Here is a 14,436-nt window from a genome sequence, read left to right on the forward strand (position 1 = left end):
CGGTGAAAACCGACTTAAAAGACCAAAAGCATCGAGACGGGTTCGCTTTGCGCAGCCTCAACCTCCGGGATTTTGCCCCAGGGGCGGAGCTCCTCGGGCATCTCGAGGGGGATGTCGGGGAGGGTGCCGTCGCCGTAGAGGCCCTGGTAGGTGATGAAGCTGGTCATGACCTTGCGCACGTAGCCGCGGGCTTCCTGGTAGGTGATGGACTCGACCCAGGCGTCGACTTCGCGGTCGCCGTAGCGATCCATCCAGGAGCGCAGGGGGGCGGGGCCGGCGTTGTAGCCGGCCAGGGCCAGGGCGGGGCGGTCGTTGGCGTGGGCGATGTGGATGCGGATGTACATGGTGCCCAGGCGGACGTTGGTATCGGGGATGAGGATCTGGCGGTTGGAGACCGAGCCCTCTTCGAGGAAGGTGCGCGAGGTGTAGCGGGCGGTTCCGGGCATCAGCTGCATCAGGCCCATGGCGCCGGCGTAGCTCTTGACGGTGGGGCGGAAGCCGCTCTCCTGGCGGATAATGGCCTGCACCAGGAAGGGGGAGACGCCGTAGGCGTCGCCGTATTTGTGGGCGAGCTCCATGTAGTTGACGGGGAAGGCAAAGCCCCAGTCGCGGATGTTGCGCAGGGAGGGGCCGCGCTCGTCGATCACCGACTTCATGATCCAGTGCGCCCAGTTGGGCTCGTCGACGGCAAGGTGCAGGCCGGCGCGAAGTTGCACGGTGCCTTCGGGGATGGGGTGCACGGCCTGCTGGCGGCGAACTTCGGCCAGGGCATCTTTGTAGAGGGAGAGGCGCACAAGCTCCGCGCCGACTTCCAGGCGTGGGTTATGGGGCAGGCGCAGGGTGGCGAAGTTGGCGATCTCTTCGGCGTTGAGGTTAATGGTGGGCAGGCGCACGTGGGCCGGGAGCTCGTGCTGCTCCAGGCGCGCGACGGCCAGGCGGCCGTACCAGGTCAGGGGGCCGGAATCGATGGTGTTTTGGAGCCAGTGGCGGGCCTGGTCGGTGCGGCCGGCCTTGAGGTGATTGACGCCCAGCCAGTAGCGGGCTTTGAGGCCCAGGGTGAGCTCGGACTCGTCTTTGAGGTGGCCGTAGTGGTTGACCAGGTCGAGGAGCGGGGGGATGGCCGCGTCGTAATCTTCCTGGAGGTAGGCGCTCAGCGCGGTGCGCCAGAGGGCGTCGGGCACATGGCTGCTGAAGGGGTGCAGGCCCACCAGATCGAAGAAGTGGGCGCGGGCCTCGTCGTGTTTGTTCTTGAACTGGTAGAGGCGGCCGGCCTCATAGAGGGCTTCCGGGCAGAGGGCGTTGGTGGGGTACTCCTGGCAGAGGCGCTGGTAGAGGGCGATGGCCTCGCTGTCGCGGTCCATGCGGCGCAGCGCGCGTGCCCAGCCGAAGTAGAGGCGCGGGCGGATGGCCGGGTCGCGGACCAGGCGCTCGGCCTCGGCGAACTCTTCGAGGGCTTTCTCGCGCTTGCGGTCGCGCTCGTTTTCAAGGGCGTGGCGGTAGCGGGTCCAGCCGCGGATCTCCGAGCCGGCGACCCGTCGAAGTCGCGCGTTTTCGCGGGAGACCTGATGGGCGTGGCGGTAGCGCCCGCGGGCGATGAGCTCGCGCATGCGGTCGATGCGGTCGCCGAAGGGGATGGTGGCGTCGAGGCGCCGCATGGCGTCTTCGACATCGCCGACGATGCGGTCGCTGCTGCGCCAGGAGCGGGTCATGCGGTAGATGCCCAGCCAGACCTGGGCGGCCTCCAGGGGGCGCTCGGCGCGCTCGAGGATGCGGGCCTCGGCGCGGCGCACCTGGTACTGATCCCAGGACTGCTTGAGCTCCTGACGGAGCTGGTAAAGATCGCGCAGCGCCTGGTCGACCTCGCCATCGCTGGCGCGTCGTTCGGCCTGGCGGATGTGCGACGAGAGGGCCATGGCCTCGTCTTCGGCCGCTTGCTGACGGGAGTGGCCCAGCGCGCGGCGGGCGAGCTCGCCGACGGCGGTGGGCAGCTCGGCGAGCTGGCGCATGGTGGCCAGGCCTTGAGCGCGGGCGTGGGTGCACATCTGAATGCGGGCGAAAGCGTAGCGGACCGCCGGCTCACCGTCGACGTGCAGCTCGGGGGGCCCGAGGATGTCGGTGGCAAGGCTCAGGGCGTCGTCGCATTCGTCGTCGACGAGCAGCTGCATGGCCTGGGGCCAGCGTGGGTCGGGCACATAAGGGGTGAGCACGAGGTAGTCGCCCCCGCCGCCCAGCAGACGGCTGGAGACGGCCTGCAGGCTGCGCAGCGCGGCGGGTCTGGGCCAGGTGCCCTCGTCGTCGGTGATGCGGGCGAAGAAGTCGCGCAGGCGCGCGGTCTGGTTGGCGTCGAGGCCGACGTCGGGTTCGACCGGCGCTTCGGTGGCGGGCTCGTCGTTTACCGTGTCGGCTGCGGCCGGGGCCTGTGCGGCCAGTTCGGCGTCGAGGATGGCGTCTTCGATGAGGTCGGCGGGGACCTCCGCGTCGACGATCGCATCGGCTTCGGGGCTCTCTTCGGGCTCGTCGTAGGCGCCCGAGATGGCGGCGTCGTCGTCGGCGCTGTCGCCGAAGTCGTCCTGAGGATCGGGCTCGTCGAGGGGAGAGGGATGGGCGGCCCGGGCCTCGGTGGAATCGAGCGCCGACGCGTCATCGGACGTGGGCGTGGGGGCGTCATCGGTGGCGCTGAGGCTGTCGTTGCTGTCGGTGGGTTCTGCTTTGTTTTCAACGAGTTGTCGCGGCGGTGTGGTGCCGGTTTCGACGCTCTCCGCGTCGGCATCATCGCCGTCATCGAGGGCCTGTTGCGCGCGTTTGAGGGCGCGCAGGGCGGCCTCCTGGCGCGCGTCGTCGCCGCTGTCTTCGGCCACCGCTTCGAGGGCGTCGGCGGCCGCAGCGTCGGGTGCCTCCTGAGCGGAGGCGACCGAGGAGACTCCCCACAATAGAGCGCTCATTAAAAGAGCGCGCGTCAACGTCGTGCGCAGATCGTTCATGATCGTCGTTACCCTGTGCCAGGTTCTTCCGCCAGGTACCCCGCGCGTCCCTGCCCGGTTGGCGAGGTTGTCGAGGGCAGCGCTCTCGGCTAGCAGCCGGGCCAATACCCTGTCAAATCGCCGGATTCAAAGTGGCACCGTGCCCGCGATGGCAGGCCTGCGGCCCCCTCAGTATAGAGTTCCCCTTCTTCTGCACCAAGAAAATTACCCGGGCGGCCTTGCGCGCGGCCTGCCAGGCGTTCACCTTTGCGAAGCCGACGCCGCGTTGCCGGGTAGGTTTCAGTAAGTTTGGAACAGCCCGGGTGAAGGCAACGTTTTTCCTGGCGCGAGCGCCTCTGCCGTTCGCTGGTATGTGTCGCCGACGTCTTCTTGAATGAAGGGCAACCTGATGATCGACTTGAACCTGGCCATCGACCGACCGCCGGAGGGGCCCGCCCCTGAGCTGGAGCTTCGCCACCTCGATACGCTCTGGCTGCAGGTCACCGGCACGCTGTGCAACCTGGCCTGCCGGCATTGTTTTATCTCCTGTGGACCCAAAAACGAGAGCCACCCCTTTATGGAGCTTGAGGAGGTGCGCCGCGCGGTGGAGACGGCGGCGGCGATGGGGGTCAAGGAGTTTTACTTCACCGGCGGGGAGCCTTTTATGCACCCGCAGATCCGCGAGATGATCGCGCTGACCCTGGAGCACGGGCCGCTCAGCATTCTCACCAACGGGGTGCTCATCGACGAGGAGCTGGCCGCCTGGCTGGCCGAGACCTTTCATAACGCGCGCTATAACTTCGATGTGCGGGTCTCGCTCGACGGGACGACGCCCGAGGAGAACGACGCGATCCGCGGGCGGCACACCTTTGAGAAGATCTTAGGCGGGGCCGTGCGTTTGCATGAGGCCGGGCTCAACCCGGTGTTTACGGTGACCACCTGCCATGCCGAGCTCGCCGAGAGCGCCGGCCGCCAGCGCTTCTTTGACCTGCTGGCCGAGCGGGGCATCACCCGACCCCGGCTCAAATTTCTGGCGCCCTTTAAGATCGGGCGCGAGGAGCGGCGAGGCGGGGCGTATGAGGATTTCGAGCGCCTGAGCGAGGGGATGCTCGATGAGGAGGCGCGGGCGAGCCTGCAATGCTCGAGTTGTCGGATGGTGACGGCCAAAGGGGTCTACCCCTGCCCGATCCTCATTGAGGAGGAGGGCGCGCGCATGGGCGACACCCTCGACGATGCGATGGGGCCGATCAAGCTCGACCACCCGGCCTGCTACACCTGTTTTGTGGAGGGCGTGACGTGTCGGACGTGAGGCGATTTGCGGTGTTTGGCGGGGTTTATAATAACTTCTTGAGCCTGGAGGCCACACTGAACGATGCGCGGGCGCTGGGCTGTGAGGCGATCTATTGCCTGGGGGATATGGGCGGGTTTGGGCCGCAGCCCGACCGGGTGTTTCCGCTATTGCGCGACGTGCCGGATCTTTTTGTGATGCAGGGCAACTACGATCACTCCATTGGCAACCGCCTGGAGGATTGCGCCTGCGGCTACACCGATCCGCGCGACAACTATTATGCGCAGATCAGCTACGACTACACCCTGGCCAACACGGCGGACGCGCATAAGGACTGGCTGCGCGATTTGCCCACCGAGTTTCGCCATACCTGGGCGGGGCAGCGCGTGCTGATGGCGCACGGCTCGCCCCGGCAGGTCAACGAGTTTTTATGGGAGTCGATGTGCCCGGACGCGTTTCTGGAGCACCTGCTCAAGAGCTACGAGGCCGACGTGCTCTTTGTGACGCATACCGGCATTCCCTGGAAGCGGGAGCTTGAGGGGGGGCGCCAGGTGATCAACGTGGGGGCGATCGGGCGGCCGGCCAATAACGGGCGCACAAGCGTGGACTACGCGCTGGTGGAGGTCGACGCTCAGGGGGTGCGCGTCGACTTTCGGGAGGTCGAATACGACCACGAGGCCCTGGCCGCGCTGATGCGCGAGGAGGAGCTTCCGGAGCCCTTTGTGGAGACGATCCTCACCGGGTGGTGGACGACCTGCCTGGAGGTGATGCCCGCCCGGGAGCGCGCTGCGGGTGTGTATTAACTCGTTGATTTTGCAGGTCTTTTTGAGGGTGTTGTCGCGCGCGTTTTCGGGCCGACTTCTCAGTTGGACTGACGGAAGAAGAGCTTGATGCGGGAGCCTTCGCGCACGCGGACGACTTTCTTCTCGCTGACTTCGCCGTCTTCGTAGCGGACCTGGACCTCGTGGCGGCCGGCCTCAACGTCGACGGTGCCGGGGGTCTGCTGGCCGCGGTCGGAGCCGTTGACGAGCACGGCGCCGCGGGGGCGCGAGTAGACGGTGATGCGGCCCTGGCCGTCTTCGGCTTCGGGCTCTTCGGGTTTTTCTTGAGGCTTGGGAGGCGCGGCGGCGCTGTTGGAGGCGACCGGGGCGCCGTTGTAGTTGGTCAGCTCGACCATCAGCATGCGCGCTTCGTTGGGACGAAGGGCGATCTCGTAGACGCGCTGGTTGCCGCTGTAGTCGACGACCACGCGGTGGGGTCCACCGGCGGGCAGGACCATGCCCGGGTTTTCTCCGTCTTCGGAGTAGGCCGGGTAGGGCAGGCCGTTGACGGTGACCTGGGCCTTGGAGAAGTCGGTGATGACGGTGAGGTGGGCCGGGCGCAGGCGGCGTTGCTGCTGGCCGACCTCCAGGGGCGCGGGCGCCTCGGCGGGTCGCTCCTCGGCGATGGGGGTGAGGACGTCCCAGTCGTCGGGGTTGAAGTCTTCAGGAAGGTCGGTCTGCGCGATGGGTTCGGGACGCTCGGAGGTCTCCGCCGGAGTGTCAGGAGTGGGCTCGGCTTGGAAGGCGACAAACGCACTCTCCTGCTCGCTCTGCGCCAGGGGTTTGAGGTGCTCGCGCTCGCTGAGCAGCAGGGCGGCGGCCGCAAAGAGGCTCAGCGCGATAAGCGCGGAGAGGGCGTAGACGATCTTCTGGGAGTGCGCAGGGCGCATGCCATCAACCTTAGATAATTCGAAGTAAGACCCCATCAGGGCCGGGACCAGCGGTTCTACGTGGTGGTACTGCGGTGCTCAAGATGCTGTCAACGTCGGCGCCTTAGGTGACGCGTCGGATGCGCGGGGCTTGTGCGGGCGCATCGGAGCAACAGCACGTAGGATTGGACCTATTTCGACGTTGAGAATTCACGCCGGGCTGAAGAAGTCGAGCATGCGTCGGGTGCGCGAGGCTTTGCGGGCGCGCTCGTGGGCCCATTCGCGCAGCGCTTTGATGCTCTCTTCGTAGGTGCGGTAGAGCGGCACGGTGTCGCGGGCGGCATAGACGAGGTCGTCGCGGTCGATGTCGCGGCCGTCGGCAAAGGCCGCGTACATGGCGCTGATGACGACCTGCTCAAGCTCCGCGCCGGAGAAGTGTTCGCAGATCTCGGCGAGCTCGGCGATGGTCTCGGGCTCGACGGCGCGCTGGCGGCGTGCGAGGTGGATGCTTAAGATCTCCTGGCGCTCGTGGGGCTGGGGAAGATCGACGAAGAAGATCTCGTCAAAACGGCCCTTGCGCAGCATTTCGGCCGGGAGGCTCTCGACGCTGTTGGCGGTGGCGACCACAAAGACCGGGGTCTGGCGCTCCTGCTGCCAGGTGAGCAGGGTGCCGAGCACGCGGCTGGCGCGGCCGTCGTCGCCGGAGCCCTGCGCGAAGCCTTTTTCGATCTCGTCGATCCACAAGACGCAGGGGGCCAGGGCGTCGCAGGTCTTGAGCGCGGAGCGCAGGGACTCTTCGGGGGAGCGGCGCCCGTCGAAGACGCGGCCCATGTCGAGGCGCAAGAGGGGAAGACCCCAGTGGCGGCCGATGACGCGGGCGGTGAGGCTTTTGCCGCAGCCCTGCACGCCGAGCAGCAAGAGACCTTTGGGGGCGGGTAGGCCAAAGGCGCGGGCTTCCTCGCCAAAGGCCGCGCGGCGCTCCACCAGCCAGTCTTTGAGGGCGTCGAGGCCGCCGACGTTGTCGAGGCCGGCGTCCAGGGGGTGAAACTCCAGGACTTCGCTGCGGCCCACCAGGCGGCGTTTCTCTTCGAGGATGGCGTCTTCGAGGTTGAGCTCCTGGCCGGCCTGGCGAGCGTCGAGAAGTTGTTGGCGCACACGGTGAAAGGCGCGGTGCGCCTCCCGTTGGGTCAGGCCGAGAGCGCCGGCGGTGAGCGCGCCCACGTCGAGGTCGGGAAAGTGCTCGGGGGGGAAGACCGCCAGAAGTTGTTTTTTGATGCCCTCGCGGTCGGGCAGAGGCAGCGAGAGGGGGGTGAGATCTTTCTGGAATTCGGGGTGATCGATGGGGTCGGGGCCCACAAAGATCAGCGTTTTGCCCTGGCGGGCGCAGGCGCGCTCGGTCTCGCGGAGGAGGCGGCGCAGGTGCGGGGCGTCGAGCAGGCGTGTGGCGTCGAGGAAGATAAAGACGCCCCGCTCGGCGCTCTGCTGCACGTGGCGCAGGGCGTCGGCCAGGCTTGCGGACTCGCCGCTATCAGCGAGGCTTTGGAAACCGCCGGTGATCGACCAGGTGTGAATCGGACGCTGGTCGCGGGCGGCCAGGCGGCCGATCAGATCGAGGGCGCGCTCCTCCTCGTGGGTCTCCAGGTGGATCAGAGCGTAGGGCGCGCGCAGAAGAGCCCCCAGCTCGCGCATAAAGCGCAGGTGGGGGCTCAGAGAAGAGGTCGTGCTCATGGTTCGGGCCGAGGAGGCCGGGCGAAGTTGTGAGGATCAGCGCCCGTAGTAGTCGACGACCTGGAAGCCTTCGGCGGCCACGTCGCGCTCTTTGATGGAGCGGTAATGATCGCGCAGGCCCTGATAATGGTCCAGAAAATCGCCTTCTTCGTAGGCGGCGTTGACCACGATCTTGGCGGAGAGACCGCGCCCGCGGGGCTGGACGGTGATGATGCCTACGCCGCGCTCGCCAGCGGTTTTGAGCAAAATATCGTTGTACTCGGCCTCGCCCTCGCGAAGCGCCTCTAAAGGCAGGGCCAGCCAGCGGTAGTTGGCGGTGGCGCGGCTCATGGCGTGCAGCCCGGTGCGCACGTCGAAGAGGCAGTCGTCGTAGGAGGATGCCAGCTTGATGGCGTGAAGCTTTTGCACCGAACCGGCCACGTAGACCACATCGACCGGGACGCTGCGGGGGCCTTCGTCGCTCAGTTTGGGATCGTCATTGAAGAGGTCGAAGGTTGAGGGGAACTCGCGCTCAAAGAGGCGCTCGATCGGTTCCACCATCTCGTCGGTGCTAAAGTCGTAGAGGTCTGTCATACCTACCTGTGGGGAAAGAAGTTTACGAAGTCTCGCTGTCGAACCCCCTCCCCCCGGTTGAGTGCAGCGATGCGGTTGACTGCCAGAATGCGACGATCCTCAAACAAGCAGACACCATACGACGCCGGCGTCAGCCGGCGCTGAGCGACCAGCGCAGCTCATCGCGCAGCGTGTCGATCTCCTGGTTCAGAACACGTTGGTCGGCGGCGCCCAGGACCACGCCGTGCAGACCGACAAAGGTTAAGTCGATATCAAAGACCGGCTCGCCATCGACGACCCGTTTGCGAAATTGAACATCGAGCTCCACCGGCTCCTGGTGGATGGTGGAGCGGCCCATGCAATAGAGAAAAAGGTAAACGAAGAGCGGGAGCACCAGCACAAAAAGGGGCACCATGGCGATGATGAAGGTGAGTGAGCCGCGCTCAAAGCGCAGGCGCTCGTGCTCGGACTGCACCACCCGGTAGCCGAAGGACTCAAAGAGGCGCTGAACGTGGAAGCGAAGCTCCTCTTCGTCTTTGACGCCGTAGGCCCGCATCTGACGCATGAAGACGGTCTGGGAGGGATCGCAGAAGGTGTCTTCGCTGGCTTCGATGCGGAAGGGGAAGCGGGCGTCGTTGTCGACGGCGACCATCGCGCGGCTGGTGGGGTCGACGACCGGGAGCTGATCTTTTTGCAGGCCGGTCTGGGAGACGGGGACCAGCTGGGCGTCGGTGTGTTTGTAGCGCTCTTCGATGTGAGCGCGCAGCGAGGCCGGAAGCAGGGGGTGGCTGGCCACGGCCAGGCGGCTGTGGTCGGCGCGGGCCTGGGCCTCTTGCTGTGTTTTCCGGGCCGGCGTGGGCATGCTCTGAGGCGCGTCCGGGTCGTGCGCCATCAGGTCGCGGGCGGCCTCGGTGGCGGCGTCGGCGGGCGGTGTGTTGGACCCGCTCTCCGGCTCAGCGCTCTGAGCGGCGGCCTGCTCCTCCTCGCGCCAGATGGGGCGAGGGAGGCTGCGGGAGTGGTCGACGCCGGGGATGGTGTATTCGAGGCGGCCGTCGCTTTTGATCTCCATCTCGACGAGCCCGGCCTGGGTGGCCTGCTCCAAAAAGGCGGTGACCCGTTCGTGGGTCAGCCCCAGGGCGTAAGCCAGATAAGAGGGCTGGAGCCGGTCCATGCCTTCTTCATAGACCAGGCGCAGGATGTGCCACTCAAACTCCTCGTAGGTCATGGTCCCGTCGCTCGGTCGCAGAGGTGAAGCCAGGGGGCGAAGTCAGAAGAAAGAACGCCCGGGGGGCGCCCCAACATTCCCGCACCCTTGAGCGCGGGGTTGCCGGCGGTCGAGGATGGCGAGCGCGTTGGTGGGGCGCGCACGAGGGCTCCCGCGCTCCAGGGCGACAGCCTCCACGCCAGAGCTCGGGCTTATATGTAGAGTCTAAGCACTTGCTACAGACATGGCAAACCCCCTGCCGGTGCCGAGCGCCCCAGGACGACGCTGGCTGTGTCGATAGGGATTCGCAGTAGCGCTGCTACAGCTTCATCCCTATCTCCTTGCCAGGCGCCGCCCTGGATGCGCTCGGGTTTTTGGGTTCGCGTCGGGGTGCCGAGCGCCCCAGGACGAAGCCAGCGGCGTCGCTGCGTCCTCGCGGTAGCGCTGCTACAGCTTCGTCCTTGCTCCTTGCTGGACTTCGCCCTGGATGCGCTCGGGTTTGGGGGCGTGCGGGGTGTGGTTGTGTGGTCAGGTGGTTGTGGGGCCTGGGGGGTACGCGGTGTGGGTCGATTCGTGAGGGCCTCTGGCGGTCCGAGCTGCGAACCCCCGACGGCCCACTCGAATCGACCCACTGCGCGAACCCGGGTGCCCCACAACCACCCAACCTCAAAGCACCCAACCCACGCGTAGCGCCGGAGTCACTCAACCACCCAACCACAAAACGCAAACCCCCGACGGCCCACTCGAATCGACCCACCGCGCGAACCCGGGTGCCCCACAACCACCCAACCTCAAAGCACCCAACCCACGCGTAGCGCCGGAGTCACTCAACCACCTAACCACAAAACGCGAACCCCCGACGGCCCACTCGAATCGACTTATTGCGCAAACCCCGGCGCCCCGCAACCACCTAACCACAAAACGCGAACCCCCGAAGGCCCGCAGCACCTCCCCACTGCGCGAACCTCGGAGCCCGCTGGCCAAGTCGGGATCGGGGAGTTATTTCTAATGCCACCGAAGTTGTAGCTGTTGATTGTGGTCGGTCCCGCCCGGGGCTCTTATTCGACTTTGCCAGGAGGAAAGTGTGTCGACGTCTGAGATTGAGAGCGTTCTTAAGGAAGATCGTACGTTTGAGCCGCCGGCGGAGTTTGCGGGGCAGGCCAATGTTGATGCGGACAGGCTGGAGGCGCTTTACGCCGAGGCGAAGTCCGATCCGGAGGGGTTCTGGGCCCGGCTGGCGAAAGAGGAGCTGGTCTGGGAGAAGCCTTTTGAGACGACGTTGAGCTGGGAGCCGCCTTTTGCGCGCTGGTTTGAGGGCGGGGAGCTCAATATGAGCGTGCAGTGCCTGGACCGGCACCTGACAACCTCGCGCAAGAATAAGGCGGCGATCATCTGGGAGGGGGAGCCCGGGGATAAGCGCACGCTGACCTACCAGCAGCTGCACGCGGAGGTGTGCCGCTTTGCCAACGGGCTCAAGCGCCTGGGGATTGGCAAGGGCGACCGCGTGGCGATTTATATGCCGATGGTGCCCGAGCTTGCGATCGCGCTGCTGGGGTGCGCGCGCATCGGGGCGGTGCATTCGGTGATCTTTGGCGGGTTCTCGGCCGCGGCGATTCGCGACCGGGTGGAGGATGCTGAGGCCAAGCTCGTGATCACCGCCGACGGAGGGTATCGGCGCGGGAAGGTGCTGCCGCTCAAAGAGCAGGTCGATGCGGCGCTGGCCGAGGGCTGCCCGACGGTCGAAGACGTGGTGGTGTATAAGCGCTGCGGCAATGAGGTGACCTGGTTTGAGAACCGGGATCGCTGGTGGCATGACGTGGTCAACGATGAGTCGACCCATCATGAGGCGGAGGCTTTTGATGCGGAGCATCCGCTTTTCATTCTGTACACCAGCGGTACGACCGGCACGCCCAAGGGGGTGGTGCACGCGACGGCGGGCTATGCGCTGTGGACGAAGTTGACCACGCGCTGGATCTTCGACCTCAAAGAAGAAGACACCTACTGGTGCACCGCCGACATCGGGTGGATCACCGGGCATAGCTACATCGTGTACGGGCCGCTGCAGAACGGGGCGACGAGCCTGATGTACGAAGGCGCGCCGAACTGGCCGCAGCCCGACCGTTTCTGGGATATTATTGAGCGTCACGCGGTCAACATCTTCTACACCGCGCCCACCGCAATTCGCGCGTTTATGAAGTGGGGCGAGCAGTGGGTGGATCGGCATGACCTCTCGAGCCTGCGACTTCTGGGGACGGTGGGGGAGCCCATCAACCCGGAGGCGTGGATGTGGTACCACCGCAAGATCGGCGGGGAGCGCTGCCCGATCGTCGACACCTGGTGGCAGACCGAGACCGGCGGCATCCTCATCTCGCCAATGCCCGGGGTCACGCCGACCAAGCCGGGGAGTGGCACCCGGCCGCTGCCGGGCATTGAGGTGGCGGTGGTCGATAAGGATGGCAACGACGTGGGCGATAATGAGGGGGGCTTCCTGGTCATCAAGAAGCCCTGGCCCTCGATGTTGCGGACCGTCTACAAAAACGAGGCGCGCTTTAAGGCCGGGTACTTCGGGCGCTTTGAGGGCATTTACTTTGCCGGCGACGGAGCGCGTCGTGATGAGGACGGCTATTTCTGGATCATGGGTCGCATCGATGACGTCATCAACGTGAGCGGGCACCGCTTAGGGACGATGGAGATCGAGAGCGCGCTTGTGAGTCATCCCCAGGTCACCGAGGCGGCGGTGGTGCCGCGGCCCGACGACATCAAGGGGCAGGCCATCGTGGCCTTTGTGACCCTGGAGGGTGGCGAGCCATCCGATACGCTGGCGCATCAGCTTCGCGGTGAGCTCAGCGATCACGTGGTCCAGGAGATCGGGGCGCTGGCGCGGCCGGCCGAGATTCGTTTTACGGACGGCTTGCCCAAGACGCGAAGTGGGAAGATCATGAGGCGACTTCTGGCCGACATCGCCGCCGGTCGCCAGAGCGGGGACACCTCCACGCTGGAGGATGCCTCGGTGCTCGACAAGCTCCGCAAAGATACGGAGTGATTTGCGCGAGCCGGCCTGAAGGACGCTGCTGATGCGGACTTCGGGCTGGCCCGCTGCAACCTCCCGGCGGTCTGCGTACGACTTCGTATGGTCCGGCCGCCGGGCCTGCATCACCTCCCTCCTGCACGTGACGTACCCCCTATGCAAATCGATGTGTTTCGGCTGAACAACGGCCAGGGCTGGGATCTTCAGCTCAAACGTTTTGTGGACCCCGAGCGTCTGGTCGAGGGGCGCCGCCCGGTGATGATGATCCCGGGCTACTGCATGAACACCTTTATCCTGAGCTACCACCCGGGGGGGACCTCGATGGTCAGCCACCTGGTGGACGAGGGCTTTGAGGTGTGGACGGCCAATCTGCGGGGGCAGGGCGACTCGAAACGGCGCTGGCCCGGGGTCGAAGATCACGGCTTTAAGGAGCTCGCGCTGGTGGACCTCCCGGCCGTGCGCGATAAGGCGCTGACCGAGAGCCTGCTCTCGCCAGATGCCATCGATCTCGTGGGGTGCAGCCTGGGGGCGACGGTGATCTATGCGTACCTGGGGCATCATCCCGACGATCATCAGGTGGGCTCGGTGATTTCCATCGGGGGGCCGCTGCGCTGGAACCAGTCTCATCCGCTGGTGCGCCTGGTGCTCTCCTCGCCGCGCCTGGCCGGGGCGCTGCCGGTCCGGGGGACCCGGCATATGGCGAAGTTGGCGCTGCCGGTGGCGAAGCGTTTTCCAAAACTGCTGCAGCTCTATCTGAACAGCGAGATCATCGATATGAGCGCGGCCGATGAGCTGATCAAGACGATCGATGATCCGAGTCGGCGGCTGACCCGGCAGATCGCGCACTGGCTTAAGGCGCGCGACCTTGTGGTGGACGGGCTCAACATCAGCCAGGCCCTCTACGATGTGGAGGTGCCGGTGATGTGTGTGCTGGCCAATCAGGATGGAATTGTGCCGCCGCAGGCGGCGCTCTCGGTGCTCGATCATATCGGCTCCCGGCAGACCCGGGTGGTGCGGGTGGGCGATCAGCGCTACCCGCACGCACACGCCGATCTGTTCATCTCGCACGGCGCAAAGGAGTCTGTCTTTGAGCCGATGGCGACGTGGCTGGCCGAGCGTTACGAGGACGCCGCCGGTGGTGCGGGCACCTCGTGTAAGGAGGCGGTCGATGCCTGAGCTGGCGGAGGTCGAAGTCGCGCGCCGCAATGTGGCGGGCTGGTGGGAGGGGGAGGCCGCGGCCGAAGTTCGCCTGCTCGACGCGAAGGTCTTGAAAAAGGGCAGCGCGCGGGAGCTGGAGGAGGCGATGTTGCGGCCGCTTGTGGCGATGCGGCGGCGCGGCAAGTACCTGTGGGCGGAGCTTGAGGGGGGGCATGCGGTGATGTTTCATTTTCGTATGACCGGCAAGATTACCTGTGAGACGACGCCTCAGCCTCGCTTCGCTCGGCTGGCCTGGCGGGTCGATAAGACGGGCTGGCTGACCTTCAAAGATTCGCGGCGGCTGGGGCATGTGGAGGTGCTCGCGCCCGGGGAGCTTGAGCGCTACGACGCCCTTTTGCGCATGGGCAAAGAGCCGCACGACATCACGGTGGATGAGCTCCGAGAGGCCGCCTCCGACAGGCGCCAGCTCAAGAGCGCCCTGCTCGACCAGGGGGTGGTGGCGGGGGTGGGCAACATCGCGATCAGCGAGCTGTTCTGGCGTCTTCAGCTGCCTCCCGAGGTGCGCTGCGGGGAGCTCAGCCAGGCGCAGTGGGAGGCGCTGGTCGAGGAGATGCCGCGCTACTTTGACGAGATCATCGCGCGCTCCATGGCCGATGAGATCGCGTATATGAATGAGGCCGGCGGCGAGAATATTTTTGAAGTCTATGGTCGAAAAGGGGAGGCGTGCCCCCGGTGTGAGGAGGCGATCGAGCGGGTGAAGGTCGCCGGTCGCTCCACGTACTTTTGCCCGGCCTGCCAGCCTCCTGTTAACGCCTGAAGAGTGAGCAT

10 protein-coding genes are annotated in these 14,436 nt (G+C 65.9%); 5 read left to right on the plus strand and 5 right to left on the minus strand.

The window, feature by feature from the left end; translation table 11 throughout:
- Positions 1 to 14: 14 nt before the first annotated feature.
- Positions 15 to 2,981: a transglycosylase SLT domain-containing protein gene (locus tag FRC96_RS22555; protein WP_146971992.1), complete on the minus strand. Its 2,967-nt coding sequence runs from the start codon at positions 2,979 to 2,981 to the stop codon at positions 15 to 17.
- A 388-nt stretch (positions 2,982 to 3,369) separates the two neighbouring features.
- Between FRC96_RS22555 and FRC96_RS00010 the strand changes: the two genes are divergently transcribed.
- A complete protein-coding gene (locus FRC96_RS00010) occupies positions 3,370 to 4,269 on the plus strand; it encodes a radical SAM protein (RefSeq protein ID WP_230469670.1) in 900 nt (299 codons plus the stop codon).
- Complete coding sequence (locus FRC96_RS00015) at positions 4,257 to 5,051, plus strand: metallophosphoesterase family protein (RefSeq protein ID WP_230469671.1); 795 nt, start codon at positions 4,257 to 4,259, stop codon at positions 5,049 to 5,051. Before FRC96_RS00010 ends, FRC96_RS00015 begins: the two co-directional genes overlap by 13 nt.
- A gap of 59 nt (positions 5,052 to 5,110) precedes the next feature.
- On the opposite strand, the gene FRC96_RS00020 is transcribed toward FRC96_RS00015, so the two are convergent.
- The 4 genes from FRC96_RS00020 to FRC96_RS00035 all read right to left on the minus strand — a co-directional run bounded on the left by FRC96_RS00020 (position 5,111) and on the right by FRC96_RS00035 (position 9,443).
- A complete protein-coding gene (locus FRC96_RS00020) occupies positions 5,111 to 5,959 on the minus strand; it encodes a PEGA domain-containing protein (RefSeq protein WP_230469672.1) in 849 nt (282 codons plus the stop codon).
- A gap of 189 nt (positions 5,960 to 6,148) precedes the next feature.
- Positions 6,149 to 7,666, minus strand: a complete 1,518-nt coding sequence (locus FRC96_RS00025) for an AAA family ATPase (RefSeq protein ID WP_146971995.1) — start codon at positions 7,664 to 7,666, stop codon at positions 6,149 to 6,151.
- 36 nt (positions 7,667 to 7,702) lie between these two features.
- On the minus strand, positions 7,703 to 8,239 hold the full coding sequence (locus tag FRC96_RS00030) for a hypothetical protein (protein ID WP_146971996.1): 537 nt from the start codon (positions 8,237 to 8,239) through the stop codon (positions 7,703 to 7,705).
- Between the two features lie 130 nt (positions 8,240 to 8,369).
- Entirely contained in the window at positions 8,370 to 9,443 is a 1,074-nt protein-coding gene (locus FRC96_RS00035; protein ID WP_146971997.1) for a hypothetical protein, read from the minus strand.
- A gap of 1,063 nt (positions 9,444 to 10,506) precedes the next feature.
- Between FRC96_RS00035 and acs the strand changes: the two genes are divergently transcribed.
- The 3 genes from acs (at position 10,507) to FRC96_RS00050 (ending at position 14,425) form a co-directional block, all read left to right on the plus strand.
- Complete coding sequence (gene acs / locus FRC96_RS00040; protein WP_146971998.1) at positions 10,507 to 12,465, plus strand: acetate--CoA ligase; 1,959 nt, start codon at positions 10,507 to 10,509, stop codon at positions 12,463 to 12,465.
- 141 nt (positions 12,466 to 12,606) lie between these two features.
- Positions 12,607 to 13,626, plus strand: coding sequence for an alpha/beta hydrolase (locus FRC96_RS00045; RefSeq protein WP_230469673.1), 1,020 nt, complete (start codon positions 12,607 to 12,609; stop codon positions 13,624 to 13,626).
- The gene (locus FRC96_RS00050; RefSeq protein ID WP_230469674.1) at positions 13,619 to 14,425 is read left to right on the plus strand and encodes an Fpg/Nei family DNA glycosylase; all 807 of its coding nucleotides are present in this window, start codon (positions 13,619 to 13,621) and stop codon (positions 14,423 to 14,425) included. The genes FRC96_RS00045 and FRC96_RS00050 overlap by 8 nt, the downstream gene beginning before the upstream one ends.
- The last annotated feature ends 11 nt before the right edge of the window (positions 14,426 to 14,436 follow it).

Source organism: Lujinxingia vulgaris (assembly GCF_007997005.1).
Lineage (GTDB): Bacteria > Myxococcota_A > Bradymonadia > Bradymonadales > Bradymonadaceae > Lujinxingia.